17 protein-coding genes are annotated in these 13,785 nt (G+C 66.9%); 11 read left to right on the top strand and 6 right to left on the bottom strand.

The window, feature by feature from the left end:
- Positions 1-27 precede the first annotated feature (27 nt).
- Positions 28-663 carry a 7-carboxy-7-deazaguanine synthase gene (gene queE, locus HNP51_RS04620; protein WP_184267662.1) on the bottom strand — a complete coding sequence of 212 codons (636 nt, stop codon included), beginning with the start codon at positions 661-663 and terminating at the stop codon, positions 28-30.
- On the bottom strand, positions 660-1,379 hold the full coding sequence (queC, locus tag HNP51_RS04615) for a 7-cyano-7-deazaguanine synthase QueC (RefSeq protein ID WP_184269049.1): 720 nt from the start codon (positions 1,377-1,379) through the stop codon (positions 660-662). The genes queE and queC overlap by 4 nt, the downstream gene beginning before the upstream one ends.
- Before the next feature lie 207 nt (positions 1,380-1,586).
- On the opposite strand from queC, the gene HNP51_RS04610 reads away from it, so the two are divergent.
- The 6 genes from HNP51_RS04610 to HNP51_RS04585 all read left to right on the top strand — a co-directional run bounded on the left by HNP51_RS04610 (position 1,587) and on the right by HNP51_RS04585 (position 5,876).
- Positions 1,587-3,203, top strand: coding sequence for a response regulator (locus HNP51_RS04610; RefSeq protein WP_184267659.1), 1,617 nt, complete (start codon positions 1,587-1,589; stop codon positions 3,201-3,203).
- A 101-nt stretch (positions 3,204-3,304) separates the two neighbouring features.
- Complete coding sequence (locus HNP51_RS04605) at positions 3,305-3,793, top strand: PaaI family thioesterase (protein WP_184267658.1); 489 nt, start codon at positions 3,305-3,307, stop codon at positions 3,791-3,793.
- On the top strand, positions 3,790-4,197 hold the full coding sequence (locus tag HNP51_RS04600) for a PaaI family thioesterase (RefSeq protein ID WP_184267656.1): 408 nt from the start codon (positions 3,790-3,792) through the stop codon (positions 4,195-4,197). Before HNP51_RS04605 ends, HNP51_RS04600 begins: the two co-directional genes overlap by 4 nt.
- 113 nt (positions 4,198-4,310) lie before the next feature.
- Positions 4,311-4,658, top strand: a complete 348-nt coding sequence (locus HNP51_RS04595) for a hypothetical protein (RefSeq protein ID WP_184267654.1) — start codon at positions 4,311-4,313, stop codon at positions 4,656-4,658.
- Between the two features lie 90 nt (positions 4,659-4,748).
- Positions 4,749-5,183, top strand: a complete 435-nt coding sequence (locus HNP51_RS04590; protein ID WP_184267652.1) for a hypothetical protein — start codon at positions 4,749-4,751, stop codon at positions 5,181-5,183.
- Between the two features lie 57 nt (positions 5,184-5,240).
- Positions 5,241-5,876 carry a helix-turn-helix transcriptional regulator gene (locus tag HNP51_RS04585; RefSeq protein WP_184267650.1) on the top strand — a complete coding sequence of 212 codons (636 nt, stop codon included), beginning with the start codon at positions 5,241-5,243 and terminating at the stop codon, positions 5,874-5,876.
- Between the two features lie 63 nt (positions 5,877-5,939).
- On the opposite strand, the gene HNP51_RS04580 is transcribed toward HNP51_RS04585, so the two are convergent.
- Together HNP51_RS04580 and HNP51_RS04575 are read right to left on the bottom strand one after the other, a co-directional pair.
- Positions 5,940-6,419 (bottom strand): SH3 domain-containing protein, encoded by a 480-nt coding sequence (locus tag HNP51_RS04580; RefSeq protein WP_184267648.1) that lies wholly within the window; start codon positions 6,417-6,419, stop codon positions 5,940-5,942.
- A gap of 273 nt (positions 6,420-6,692) precedes the next feature.
- Positions 6,693-8,363: a lysine--tRNA ligase gene (locus HNP51_RS04575; protein WP_184267646.1), complete on the bottom strand. Its 1,671-nt coding sequence runs from the start codon at positions 8,361-8,363 to the stop codon at positions 6,693-6,695.
- A gap of 120 nt (positions 8,364-8,483) precedes the next feature.
- Between HNP51_RS04575 and HNP51_RS04570 the strand changes: the two genes are divergently transcribed.
- Positions 8,484-9,389, top strand: a complete 906-nt coding sequence (locus tag HNP51_RS04570) for a hypothetical protein (RefSeq protein ID WP_184267644.1) — start codon at positions 8,484-8,486, stop codon at positions 9,387-9,389.
- Here the strand turns inward: HNP51_RS04570 and HNP51_RS04565 are convergent.
- Entirely contained in the window at positions 9,386-9,844 is a 459-nt protein-coding gene (locus HNP51_RS04565; protein WP_184267642.1) for a MaoC family dehydratase, read from the bottom strand. The genes HNP51_RS04570 and HNP51_RS04565 overlap by 4 nt on opposite strands.
- 107 nt (positions 9,845-9,951) lie before the next feature.
- Here HNP51_RS04565 and queA point away from each other — a divergent pair, with 107 nt between their 5' ends.
- The 4 genes from queA (at position 9,952) to tgt (ending at position 13,214) form a co-directional block, all read left to right on the top strand.
- Positions 9,952-11,052: a tRNA preQ1(34) S-adenosylmethionine ribosyltransferase-isomerase QueA gene (gene queA / locus HNP51_RS04560; RefSeq protein ID WP_184267640.1), complete on the top strand. Its 1,101-nt coding sequence runs from the start codon at positions 9,952-9,954 to the stop codon at positions 11,050-11,052.
- Between the two features lie 19 nt (positions 11,053-11,071).
- Positions 11,072-11,356 (top strand): hypothetical protein, encoded by a 285-nt coding sequence (locus tag HNP51_RS04555; protein WP_184267638.1) that lies wholly within the window; start codon positions 11,072-11,074, stop codon positions 11,354-11,356.
- 9 nt (positions 11,357-11,365) lie between these two features.
- On the top strand, positions 11,366-11,833 hold the full coding sequence (locus tag HNP51_RS04550; RefSeq protein WP_260398335.1) for a hypothetical protein: 468 nt from the start codon (positions 11,366-11,368) through the stop codon (positions 11,831-11,833).
- Positions 11,834-12,098: 265 nt separating this feature from the next.
- Complete coding sequence (tgt, locus tag HNP51_RS04545; protein ID WP_184267634.1) at positions 12,099-13,214, top strand: tRNA guanosine(34) transglycosylase Tgt; 1,116 nt, start codon at positions 12,099-12,101, stop codon at positions 13,212-13,214.
- A gap of 3 nt (positions 13,215-13,217) precedes the next feature.
- Here the strand turns inward: tgt and HNP51_RS04540 are convergent, their stop codons facing one another.
- Entirely contained in the window at positions 13,218-13,772 is a 555-nt protein-coding gene (locus HNP51_RS04540; protein ID WP_184267632.1) for a hypothetical protein, read from the bottom strand.
- Between the last annotated feature and the right edge of the window lie 13 nt (positions 13,773-13,785).

Below are 13,785 nucleotides of genomic sequence, written 5' to 3'. Positions count from 1 at the left end.
CGGACGGTCAGCGGCCCGCTCCGCCCCCTACCTTACCCCGATATACTTGTGCGTCTGGACGCTGAGCCGCCATTGCGGGTGGGTCAGGCAGTATTCGATGGCGGCGGCGGTGTTGGCGGCCTGGTCGGGGCCGTCCATGGGTTGCAGCCAGAAACGCTCGAAATCGAGGCCCTCGAACCGCTCAGGCATGGCAAGGGCTTGCGGATAGACCAGCTTCAGTTCCTGGCCCGAGGTCTGGACCACGGGAGCGTCGGCCTTGGGACTGATGCAGATCCAGTCGATGCCCTCGGGCGCGGCCAGGGTGCCGTTGCTCTCGATGGCCACCTCGAACCCGCGCGCGTGCAGGGCCTCGATCAGGGGGGCGTCCAGTTGCATCAGGGGCTCGCCGCCGGTGCAGACCACCAGCTTGGGATCGCCCTCACGACCCCGCCACATGCCGGCGACATGGTCGGCCATCAGGTCGGCGGTCTTGAACTTGCCGCCGCCGTCGCCGTTCACGCCAACGAAATCCGTGTCGCAGAAGGTGCAGACGGCGGTGGCGCGGTCCCGCTCCAGCCCGCTCCACAGGTTGCAGCCGGCGAAGCGCAGGAAGACGGCGGGCCGTCCGGCCTGACCGCCCTCGCCCTGCACCGTCAGAAAGACTTCCTTGGCGGAATAGGTCACGCGCGCGCCGCCCACTCGTTATAGCCCGCCGCGCGCAGTTCGCAGGCCGGGCAGGTTCCGCAGCCGTAACCCCAGTCGTGGCGCTGCGTCCGGTCGCCCAGATAGCAGGTGTGGCTGGCCTCCACGATCATCTGAACCAGCGCCGCCCCTCCGATCCGCTCGGCCAGGGCCCAGGTCTCGGCCTTGGTCAGGAACATCAGCGGCGTCTCGATCGGCGACGGCTTGGCCAGACCCAGGGTCAGGGCCTGGCTCATGGCCTGGATGGTGTCGTTGCGGCAGTCGGGATAGCCCGAGAAGTCGGTCTCGCACATGCCGCCGATCAGAACCTCCAGTCCCCGACGATCCGCCAGCGCCGCCGCCGCGACCAGAAAGATCAGGTTACGCCCCGGCACGAAGGTGTTGGGCAGGCCGCGTGCGTCGGCTTCGATGGCGCGATCCGTGGTCATGGCCGTCTCGCCGATGGCCCCGAAACCGGTCAGGTCGACCACGTGATCCGGCCCCAGCCGGTCGGCCCATTGCGGCAGGACGTTCACCATCTCCGACCGCACGGCCTGGCGCGCCTGCATCTCGACCGCATGACGCTGGCCATAGTCGAAGCCGATGGTCTCGACCCGATCATAACGCTCCAGCGCCCAGGCCAGGCAGGTGGCGCTGTCCTGACCACCAGAAAACAGGACAAGGGCAGAGGTTTCAGAAGCTTGCGGCGTAACGCTCATGACGAACCTGCGGTCGGCCAAGGGCCGCGCGCATCCAAAAGGAACAGGGAAAGATCGGATCAGAGCCACCCTATACGCCAGTCCGCGCCGGGCCGCAAAAGCTGCATCTCTCGGCTTTTCATCAATGTGAGCATTTCCAGCTTCGCCTTAACCCTTTCGCAAAGCGTTCTCAGCAAATGTAAAAATCCATATTGGAGTGCCGGCCGTATGCCGACGATCGAAGTGCTGACCGAGCGCGTAGAGCCGGTGACCGCCGCCACCATGGCGAGCGCGGTCTTTGCGCGTTTCGAGCGCGAGCCGGACACTCTGGTCATCCCCGTTGTCGACGGCGACCGGCCTCTGGGCCTGATCGAACGCAGTGACTTCCTGATGAAGCTGGCCGGCCCGCTGGGCCAGAGCCTGTACGGCGCTCGCGAAGTCACCCACATCATGGACGACGAGCCCGCCGTGGTCGAAGCCGGCGTCCGGATCGACGCCTTTTCCGACATCATCCTGAAGAGCGGCCCCGGCGCCCTGATGCGCGGCTTCATCGTCACCCGCAACGGCGCCTATCGCGGCGTCGGCACGGCGGTGTCCCTGCTGCGCGCCGTCAACGCCATCCAGCGCCAACAGACCCACGACCTGACCGAGCAGGTGCGCGCCCTCGGCGACGCTGAAATTCAGGCCGCCGCCTCCATCCGCGCCAAAAGCCAGTTCATGGGTCTGATGAACCGCGAACTGCGCACGCCCATGAACGGGGTGCTGGCAGTGGCCGAACTGCTGCGCCGCCAACCGCTGAATGACGCGGCCCTGGCCCATGTCCAGACCATCATCGATTCTTCCGAGGCCCTGCTGGGCACCCTGCAGGACGCACTCGACCTGGCCCGCGCCGAGGCCGGCGAACTGGAGCTGTCGCCCGCGCCGACGCCGCTACGCGCCGTGATGGACGAGGTCCAGTCCCTGTGGGCGCCCCGCGCAGCCCAGGACGGCGTCGCCCTTATGATCGGTTATGAGGGCGACACCGAACTGGCCGGCGTTCTGGACGGCGCGCGCCTGACCCAGGTGTTCAACAACCTGATCGGCCACGCCCTGAAATTCGCCCGCAACGGCATGGTGGAAGCCAGCCTGAAGGCCGTTGTCATTGGCGATCAGGTCCGCCTGGAGGCCCGAGTCCGCGACGACGGCCCCGGTATCGATCCCGCCCGCATCGACCAGATCTTCGACCACGCCGCCGGCCCCGACGGCGGGGGCCTCGGCCTGTCGATCTGCCGCCACCTGGTCGAACAGATGGACGGCCGCATCTGGGCCGAGAACAACACGGGTCGCGGCGCCACCTTCGCCTTTGATCTGTCGGCGCCGCGCGCCGTGATCCAGCAGGAAGAACCGTCCAATGTCTCTACCTTGGACGAACTGGACTTGCAGGCCCGCCCCCACGTCCTGATCGCCGACGACAACGCCACCAACCGCGTCGTGGCCCAGGCCCTGTGCGAGATGTTCGGCTGCACCTCGGAAACCGTCGAGGATGGTCAGGAAGCCCTGGAGGCCGTTCAGGTCCGCTCGTTCGACCTGATCCTGATGGATATCAAGATGCCCCGCATGGACGGGGTTCAGGCCACCCTCGCCATTCGCGCCCTGTCCAGTGACAGCCGCAACATCCCCATCGTGGCCCTGACCGCCAACGCCGATCCCGAGGACGCCACGCACTATCTGGCCGTCGGCATGGCCGCCGTGGTCGAAAAGCCGATCAAGCCGGAGCGGCTGCGCATGGCGATGAACGCGGCCCTCGCCGCCGAACCAGCAGCCGCAGCGGATACGTCTGCGGCGCGGAAACGTCCCGCCGCCTGATCGGCCAAGCGCCACTGGACAAGACCCCGAACCGCAGGCCACCAAGGCAGGCGCTGTCGCGATCGGCACGATCGTAGCCAGCCTCAGCCAAAGGCGTGTCAATGACGGATCAATTTCTGACCACCCTGTTGCCCCAACTCGCCTCTGGCGCGGCGCACACTCATGCTTTGGGCTTTCAGTATGAAGGACTGGACGCCGACAGGGTGCGTCTGCGCGTGCCCTACCGCGCCGATCTGGTCGGCGATCCGGAGACCGGCGTCCTGGCAGGGGGCCTGGTCACGACCTTGCTTGATCATGTCGGCGGCCTGGCCGTCTGGGTCGGGCTGAAGACCTATCAACCGATCGCCACCTTGGACCTGCGCGTTGACTATATGCGCGCGGCCATCCCGGGGCGCGATCTGATCGCCGAGGCGCGCTGCTACCGGCTGACGCGCAGCATCGGCTTTGTCCGCGCCTGGGCCTTTGAGGACGACCCCGCCGATCCCGTGGCCGCCGCCCAGTCCGCCTATGTCATCAGCGCCGAGGGCGACCACCGCGCCGGCGCCAATCTGCGCGCCAAGTCTAGCCGCACCGCAGGAGACGCCGCATGACCGCCCCCCTGCTGGACAGCCTGCCCTACGCCCGCTTCCTCGGTCTGCGGACCCAGCTGAACGGCGACGCCCTGACCGTCGTCATGCCCTTCGCGGACCATCTGATCGGCAATCCCATGCTGCCGGCCCTGCACGGCGGATCGACCGCCGCCCTGCTGGAGATGACCGCCGTCGCCCAGGTCTCGCTCAGCTATCCGCGCCTGCGCCTGCCCCGCCCGATCAATGTCACCGTGGCCTATTTGCGCTCAGGCAAGCCCGCGGACGTCTTCGCCCATGCCCGCATCAACAAGGCCGGGCGGCGCGTCGCCTACGTCGTCGCCGAAGCCTGGCAGGAAACGCGCGACCAACCCATCGCCTCCCTGACCGCCCACTTCCTGCTCGACGACAATGACAACGCCACTTAAGGTAGTTAACACATCCTCAGGTTGAAACGTAACCATTGGTAAACAAAACGCTACCAGACACCCTTAATACGCGTTAAGAAATGACGGGATTTTCTTTATTGAGGGGTAAAGTCATGGACCGCACCGAAGTCATCGCCAGCGTCGCCGGCGACCTGTACGCCACCGAAAAAGCGGTGGATGACGCCATCACCCACGCCACCACCCTGGTTCAGTCGATGATCGGCGCCCGCGCCGCCCTGTCGATCTCGCCGGTGTCCGGCGCCGCTTCGCAGGCCAAGGCCGTCGAGGCCATCATGGCCCTCAGCACCGCGCGCGACGCCGTCGTCGCCTGCCACGCCGAGCTGCAAAAAGACCACCGTCGCCTCGGCTACGGCACCTACGCCGCTGGCCCGCTGAACAAGCCGGAAGAGTGGGACGACCGTCCGATGACCCGCAAGGCCGACCACCTGCGCGTCGCGTGAAATAATCGTAACCTAGAGGATCGGCTCTCCGGTTCTCGGTGACACTGCGATATGCTCGCCCCCATTGTCAGACGACAGTGGGGGCGATTCATGTTTGACACTTGGCCGGCATTAGTCGGCGCCGCCTTCATGGTCGTTGTGGGGATGTTCGCCTTGCTCCAGGGCGGACGACCGGAACGCATCGGCGCGGGCGCATACTTGTTCGCCTGGTTCGCGTCCCTGATGGCCCAAACCTCAGGCAGCTATTTTGGGGTGCAGTGGGGCGTTTTCGCCATCGACGTCGCGCTCCTCATCATCTTCGGCGCCATGGTCTGGAAGGCGCCGCGGTCCTGGCCCGTCTGGGCCTGCGCCCTGCAACTATTGGCCGTCACCAGCCACGTGATGATCATGTTGGACCTGCGCACGCCGATCTCGGCCTTCTACACCGTGGTCAACATGACCGGCTACGGCATCATGCTGGCCATCGCCATCGGAACCTTTTGGGCCTGGCAGGAACGCCGCGCCATCGGTGCTGACGCGGACTAGGTGGATATTCCTATCGACGCACGATAGACTACGGACGTCGCCGCTAGGGAAACGCTCGTGCCCCTCTCTCACGCCAAGCTCTGGAAGGCCCTGGACGCCCTGGCCCATCGCGAGGGAACCTCGCCCTCCGGTCTCGCGCGGCGAGCTGGCCTGGACGCGACCAGCTTCAACCCCTCGAAACGCTTTGGCCCCGGGGAACCGCCGCGTCCGCGTTGGCCCTCCACCGAGAGCCTGACTCGGGTGCTGGAGGCGACAGGCCTATCGCTGGGCGGCTTTGCAGCGCTGGCCGATGACGCGCCGCCCGAATCCGCCTCCATTCCCCTGCTAGGCTTGGCTCAGGCGGGCGTCGACGGTTTCTTCGACGACGCCGGGTTGCCGCTGGCCGAGGGCTGGGAACTGACCGACCTGCCACGCGTGAAGGACAGCCTGCTAAGCCTTCAGATCGCCGGCGATTCGATGACGCCTCTCTATCGCGAAGGCGACAAGGTCATCGTCGACCGCGAGGCGACCGATGTGCGCAAGGGCGACCGTGTCGTGGTCCGCACCACCGGCGGCGAGACCCTGGCCAAGGAAATCGCCGCCCTGAAAGCCCGCGAAGTGACCTTGGCTTCGATCAATCCCGCCTATCCGCCACGCGCCCTGCCCCGCCGCGACATCCTGTGGATGGCCCGCATCCTGTGGGTCAGTCAGTAAGGCGCTAAACGAAAAAGAGCCGCCCCACCGGGGCGGCCCTCATCAGATTCAGGTTTGGAGTCTTTAGTTCTGCGCGACGTAGCGGGCGTTCACCCAGCCGCCGCCGGCGATCTGCACCCACTCGCCCTGCGAACCCACAGCGGTGAAGGGCTGGCCGGCCGACAGGCTGCCGGTCTGGCGATAGTTGGCGCCAGGGCCCGTGCGGATACGCAGGTTCGAGGTGGCGCGGTACGAGTTGGCGGCGGCCTGGTTGGCCGAACGCGCGCGCTGCTGGTTGCAGCCGATATAGGAACCGGCGGCGGCGCCGGCGCCCGCGCCGACCACGGCGCCGAGGGCGCGCTCATTCTTGGACACCTGGCTGCCGGCCAGGCCGCCCAGCACGGCGCCGATCGCGGCGCCCGCTTGCTGGCGACCGCCCGGGGCGTCGCAGTTGGTGATGCCGTTGGCTTGAGGCATGGCGCTGGCGGTCATCGGCACGGCGGCCGAACCCAGAGCGGCGAGCATTGCGGTGGCGGCAAGGCCCGTTTTGAAGAACTTCGACATGTCTCTCTCCTGTCATCGACTATCGTGAGGAGGACAATGCGCCAGCGAAGCTGAAGGCTCCCCCGGCCTCGCCGTTATATTCGGTTCATGTTTGTTTGGGCCTACCGCACATTTTTTGGGCCTACCGCCCTTCGGGCTACTTGAGGCCAGCTAGACACCCGCGTCATCCCGGAAACGGCAAAGCCGTTATCCGGGACCGCAAGAAGCGCCACCGTCGGTGTCCTGGGCGGTCCCGGCTCTTCGCCTGCGGCTCCGGCCGGGATGACGGAGCCGTTAAGCCGCCAGTTCGCCGTTCGCGCCCGCTTCGATCAGGACGATGGTCTGGGGCAGACCATAGATGGCCGCGAACGACCCGAAGCGCGGCCCCTGCGAAGCGCCCAGCAGCACCTCGTAGAGCGCCTGGAACCAGGCCCGCAGCGGCTCGAACTCATGTGCCTTGCCCACCGCATAGACCTCGCCCTGGATGGCCTCGCCGTCGGTCGTGTCGGCCGGAAGAGCCTTCAAGCGTCCGGCCAGGTCCAGCAGCGCCGCCTTCTCCTTGTCGTCGGGCAGACGATAGGTCTTCGAGGGCTTCACGAAGTCCTCGTAGTAGTTCAACGCATAGCCCATCAGACGGTCCAGCACCGGCTCGTTCTCGGGCGCGGCGTCCGGCAGGTATTTGGCGAAATAGGCCCACAGCTGGTCCTTGCTGGAGGCGTTGGCCACGCCCACCAGGTTCAGCAGCAGGGCGAAGGACACCGGCGAGGCGCTCTCGGGCGGTTGACCCGAGTGAATGTGCCAGACGGCGTTGTCGATCTGCTTGGCCGGTTCCTGCGTCTTGTACTGCTCGATGAAGGACAGATAGTCGTCCGTCGCGCGCGGAATGACGTTGAAGTGCAGGCTCTTGGCCGACTTCGGCGACTGGAACATGTACCAGCTCAGGCTCTCGGGCGTGCCGTAGCGCAGCCACTCGTCCATCGTCAGGCCGTTGCCCTTGGACTTGGAGATCTTCTTGCCCTCAACGTCGAGGAAGAGCTCGTAGTTGAAGCCTTCCGGCGGCGTGCCGCCCAGGGCGCGACAGATCTTGCCGCTCTCGCGCACGCTCTCGATCAGGTCCTTGCCCGACATCTCATAGTCGACGTCCAGCGCGGTCCAGCGCATGGCCCAGTCGGGCTTCCACTGCAGCTTCACATGCCCGCCGGTGACGGGCAGCTCGGTGCGGCCGCCAGCCGGATCGTCAAAGACGATGGTGCCGCGCTCGACGTTGCGTTCCAGCGTCGGCACCTGCAGCACATGGCCGGTGATCGGGCTGATCGGCAGGAAGGGCGAATAGGTGGCGCGGCGCTCCTCGCCCAGGGTCGGCAGCATGATGCCCATGACCTTGTCGAAGCGTTCCAGCAGGGTCAGCAAGGTCGCGTCGAACCGGCCCGAGCGATAGGTCTCGGTCGAGGACATGAACTCGTACTCGAAGCCGAAGCTGTCGAGAAAGGCGCGCAGGCGGGCGTTGTTGTGCGCGCCGAAGCTGTCGTGCGTGCCGAACGGATCGCGCACCTTGGTCAGCGGCAGATGCAGGTCTTCGCGCAGCATCTCCGGGTTCGGCACCCCCTCGGGCACCTTCCTCAGACCGTCCATGTCGTCGCTGAAGGCGATCAGGCGCGTGCGCCAGTGGTCGCCGGTCAGGGCGCGAAACGCATTGCGCACCATGGTCGTACGCGCGACCTCGCCGAAGGTGCCCATGTGCGGCAGGCCCGACGGTCCGTAGCCCGTCTCCAGGATCACCGGCCGGTTCAGCGCCTCGAAGGTCGCCAGAGCCTCATCCGCCTTGCCAGCGTCGATCAGCAGCTTCGCCGCATCGCGCTCCGCATCCGACAGCCGTTTTTTGAGCACGTGGGCCAGCAGGTTGCGCGCTTGCTCAAACGGCCACGAACGGGCCTCACGGGACAGGGTTTCAAGGTTCTGAAGCATGAACCGGCTTTGCAGCCTTGAACGCCCGCGGTCAACCGCAGCGGGCGGATCAGAGCCGCAGCGGCTCGCATGACAGGCATTTAAGTAGGCGCGGCCCACCCGCCGTGTTCATCCTGCGCCATGATCAAGCTGAACCGCAGATTGGCGCTTTTCGGGGGGCTCTCAGCCGCCGGATGCACCACCGCTCCCTCGCACCCCGAAGGCGTATCCGAGTTCAGCCTCGCGCTACAGGCTCGCCTGCCGCGCCAACCGCCTTTCCTGGCCGTGTTCGAGCGCGGCGACAGGACACTGGGCTTCGTGGCGACGGAGCACTCGATCAATGGCGAGCATCCGACTTTTGCCCTGGTGCGAACCGCCTTCCAGGCGGTTCAGCCTGGCGCTGTCATCGTCGAGGGCGTGAAGACGGCGCTCGGGGAATGGCCGCGCCCAATCACCGAGGGGGCGCGGCGACTGAAGGCCTCAGCCGACCCCTATGCCAGCGGAGAAGCGCTCTACACGGCGCAGTTGGCGATGGATCACAACATCCCCCTATGGGGCGGCGAGCCGTCCGACCAGGACATCTACGCCGCCCTTCTGGCGACAGGCAGAGACCCGCAGGACGCCTTCTATGCCTTCCTTTTCGGGCCGCTCGCCCAGAGCATGATGGAGGGCCACATCACAGGGCCCGCCGATCCCCGCTTCGATCCTTGTTTCGAGCGTTGGGCTCGATGGATCGCACGCGACCTGGCCCCCACGCCTGACGTCAGCGCCCTCGCCTTCCGCGCATGGTATCGCGACCGGACGGGCCTAGACTTGAACGCCGATCCAAACTGGCTGGCGAACAATGATCCCGACCATGCTGGGCCGGTTCAAAAGGAGCTCAAACAGCACTCGCGGATCAGGGATCAGCACCTGTTCGACCTGATCCGGTCACGGATGGACACGCATGGCCGCGTCCTCGTGGTCTATGGCGGCAGCCATATCGCCACGATGTGGAGCCCTCTTGTCCGCCAACTGGGCCGCCCTCGCCTGATCGGAGGCGCCTAGAGCCGCGCCGAGGCGTCCTTCGGCAGTTGCATCAGGTTCTCGAAGGTCATGACCAAATCGCCGTCCTGATTGCGGACCCAGGTCTTGGTCTTGACCGTGCCACGGTCGGGGCGGCTCTGCGACGGAGTGACGGCCAGGATTTCGCGGCGCGCCGTCAGGGTGTCGCCAGGCCGCACCGGGCGCAGCCAGCGCAGGTCGTCGATGCTGAGGCCCAGCATGGGCGTGGCGCCGAAATAGGCGGCGTCGACATATTCGCGCATCACTCGTGAGGCGACGTGCCAACCGCTGGCGATCAGGCCGCCGAACCGGCCCTCGGCGGCGGCGGCGGCGTCGATATGCATGGGCTGGGGGTCGAACTGCTGGGCGAAGGCGATGATCTCAGCCTCGGTGATGGTGAAGGGCGCGCCTTCCCAGCTCTCGCCGACGGCCAGGTCATCCAGATAGCGATCGGCCATGTCGTCTTCCTCATGCAAACTGGGGGCTCAGATAGACGCTTCATACGACGCGGCCAACCGCTGCGTGCCTTGACCGGGCGGCGCGGGCATGGCCTTTGCCCCACCTCATGCTGACCTCAGATTTCGATTTCGACCTGCCCGATGACTGCATCGCGCTGCGCCCCGCCGAGCCGCGCGATTCCGCGCGCCTGCTGGTGGTCAGGGACGGCGCGCTGGACGACCGGATCATCCGCGACCTGCCGGACTTCCTGCAACCCGGCGACGCCCTGGTGTTCAACGACACGCGGGTGATCCCGGCGCGCCTGTCGGGCGTGCGCCAGCGGCCCAACCCCGTGGTCGGCGGGCCAGAGGGCGACACCCTGACCGTCGAGGTCGAGGCCACCTTGCACCACCGCGACGCCCCCGACGTCTGGTCTGCCTTCATGAAGCCGGGCAAGCGGCTGAAGGTCGGCGACCGGGTGCGCTTCGGGCGACAGTTTGACGGCGCCTGCGAATTGGGCCGTCTCGACGCTACGGTCGAGGCCAAGGACGAGGACGGCCTGATCACCCTGCGCTTCGACCTGGCCGGGCCGGCGCTGGACGACGCCATCCGCGACGTCGGGGTCATGCCCCTGCCCCCCTATATCGCGGCCAAGCGGCCCGAGGACGATCGCGACCTGAAGGACTATCAGACGGTCTTTGCGACCTATGACGGCTCGGTGGCCGCCCCCACGGCGGGCCTGCACTTCACCCCGGCCCTGCTGGAGGCGATCCGCGCGCGCGGCGTCAGCACCCATGCCGTGACCCTGCACGTCGGCGCCGGCACCTTCCTGCCGGTCAAGGCCGACGACACCGCCGACCACAAGATGCACTCCGAGTGGGGCGAGGTCTCGCCCGAGACCGCCGCCGCCCTTAACGCCGTGCGCGCGGCGGGCGGCCGCATCGTCTGCGTCGGCACCACCTCGCTTCGCCTGCTGGAAAGCGCCACCACCGAGGACGGCGTGGTCCAGCCCTTCCACGGCGACACCGCCATCTTCATCACGCCCGGCTACCGTTTCCGCGCCTGCGACGTGCTGATGACCAACTTCCACCTGCCCAAGTCGACCCTCTTCATGCTGGTCTCGGCGTTTGCGGGCATCGGCACGATGCGCGCCGCCTACGCCCACGCCATCGACAGCGGCTATCGTTTCTATTCCTATGGCGACGGGAGCCTGCTGTTCCGTCAGTAGGTCGATAAGGGGGAAGATCATGCACTATCTGAAGACCGCCTCGTTCGGCGGCCTGTTCACCGTCGCCTTCGGCGTCGCCGCCGCCTTCCAGATCACCTTTTCGATTCTGGGCGTGGTGCTGGCGTTTCTGGCGCCCGGCCTGTTCTACATGAACGGCGCCGCCGCGACTTCGGCCATGGGCGCGATCGGCGTCCTTATCTTCCTGCTGGTGGTCGGTCTGTGCGTGAACGCCGCCATGTCAGCGCTCGGCGCCCTGGCCGTCATGAGCGTGCGCCGCTTCCTGCCCGCCGCCAAAACGGTCTAAATGAGCCCCATGGACGATCTGCCTGACGATTTCGCCGCCTCGCTCGACATCCTCGCCTCGGCGGCGAGCGAGATGCAGGACCCGTGGTGGATATTCGGCGGCGCGGCCATGGTGCTGTGGGGTCTGCGCGACTGGCGCGCGCCCGACATCGACGTACTGTGCAGCCCGCGCGACGCGCGTCGCCTGATCGAGGCCCTGCATGGCGAAGTCACTCCGGACCCTGGCGAGGGCCTGTTCCGTTCACAAGTCTTCGGCCAGATCCTGACGACGCCGGTGCCGCTGGACGTCATGGCCAACATGGACGTGCGCGCGGGCGGCGACTGGGTTCCGGTGACCTTCTCGACCCGCGTGCCGATCGCGCTGGAGGACTTCACCGTCTTCACTCCCTCGATCAACGAGCAGATCGAAACCTGCCGCCTGTTCGGCCGCCCCAAGGACCTGCTGCGCGCCGAAATGCTGGAAAGTCTGCGGGGCTGAGGCCGCACTTCATCCTCCCCCGTTCACGGGGGAGGGGGACCGCGTAGCGGTGGAGGGGGCGGCTGCACGCACACCTTCGACCCCGCGACACATGAGCAAAGCCAGAATTTTTAGCCGCAACGCTGGTTCCGCCCCCTCCACCATGCTCCGCATGGTCCCCCTCCCCCGCTTCGCAGGGGAGGATCGCATCCAAGCCTGATGACAGACGCGCCGTTCCGTGGTTGAGCACTCAGAAATTCCGGCGCGCCGGGATGAGCGGAGTTCAATGTTGCCCTTTCCCTTCCAGATCAACGCCACCGAAGGCCGCGCCCGCACCGGGGTGCTGAAGACCACGCGCGGCGACATCCGCACCCCCGCCTTCATGCCCGTCGGCACCGCCGCCACGGTCAAGGCGATGACGGTGGATCAGGTCAAGCAGACCGGCGCGGACATCCTGCTGGGCAACACCTATCACCTGATGCTGCGCCCCGGCCCGGAGCGGATGGAGCGCCTCGGCGGCCTTCACAACTTCATGCGCTGGGACAAGCCGATCCTGACGGACTCCGGCGGCTTCCAGGTCATGTCCCTGTCGGGCATCTCCAAGCTGACCGAGGAGGCCGTGACCTTCTCCAGCCATATCGACGGGTCCAAGCACGTCCTGACCCCGGAACGCTCGATCCAGATTCAGGCCGACCGTCTGGGATCCGACATCGTCATGCAGCTGGACGAATGCGTCGCCTGGCCCGCCGAGGAAAAGCGCGCCCGTCAGGGCATGGAGCTGTCCGCTCGCTGGGCGCTGCGGTCGAAGAACGCCTTCGGCACGCGCGACACGCAGGCCCTGTTCGGCATCCAGCAGGGCTCGACCTATGAAAACCTGCGCCGCGAATCCTCGGAACGCCTGCAAGAGATCGGCTTCGACGGCTATGCGCTTGGCGGCCTGGCCGTCGGCGAAGGCCACGAAGCCATGTGCGAGGTGCTGGATTTCGCCCCCGAGTTCCTGCCCAAGGACCGCCCCCGCTATCTGATGGGCGTCGGCAAGCCGATCGATCTGGTCGAGGCGGTCTATCGCGGCGTCGATATGTTCGACTGCGTCCTGCCTACCCGCGCCGGCCGCCACGGTCAGGCCTGGACCTGGGACGGGCCGATCAACCTGAAGAACGCCCGCTTCGCCGAGGACCAAGACCCATTAGACATGGGCGTGATCTGCCCGGCGTCCAACGACTACTCAAAGGCCTATCTGCACCACCTGATCCGCGCCGACGAGATTCTCGGCAAGGTGCTGCTGAGCTGGCACAACATCGCCTTCTTCCAGGCCCTGACGGCGGCGATGCGCGAAGCCATCAGCGAGGGCCGTTTCGAGCAGTTCCGGCGCGACTTCCGCGCCCGGCACATCAAGGCCTAGGCGTCAGCCTCGACGCGGCACGAACCCCGCCGGAGCCGCCGGCGGGGCGCAGTTGCGCTGCATCCCCACCCCCTTCAGGAAGGCGCGGCGTCGCAGCCCCGCCTGAATCGCCGACTGCACATGCTTGCTGTGGGCGTCCGCGCCGGTCAGGCGTCGCACCCAGCTGCGCGCCGGGATGAAGTCCGTCACCGCGTCCCGCACCGCGCCCAAGGTGGCCGAGGCTGCGGCATCCGCCGCCCGCTCGCTCAGATAGGAGCCGTCCTGCGACGGCGGCGCGTCCGTATCCGGCCCCAGGGCCTCGTCCAGCCGCGCGATCTCCGCGGCGATGGTGCGGCAGTGGTTCAGGTTGCGCAGGTCGTAGGGGTTGGACTCCGCCTGCAGCAGGACGGTCGGTATCTCCTGACGACGCAGGTTCAGGTCATCCAGCGGCGCCGTGACGGCGTCACCCAGCCCCGCGCCCACCTGTTCAACCCCGCCCCGCGCCGAGGCTCCGGCGTTGCATCCAGCCAGGACAAGCGAAAGGGCGGCGGCGGAAACGAGGAGGGCAATTTGGCGCATCCGGCCTTAGACC

It is taken from the genome of Brevundimonas bullata, assembly GCF_014207965.1.
Taxonomy (GTDB): Bacteria; Pseudomonadota; Alphaproteobacteria; order Caulobacterales; family Caulobacteraceae; genus Brevundimonas; species Brevundimonas bullata_A.
Note: the sequence above shows the minus strand (reverse complement) of the source record. Positions and strands in the feature narration are given on the sequence as shown.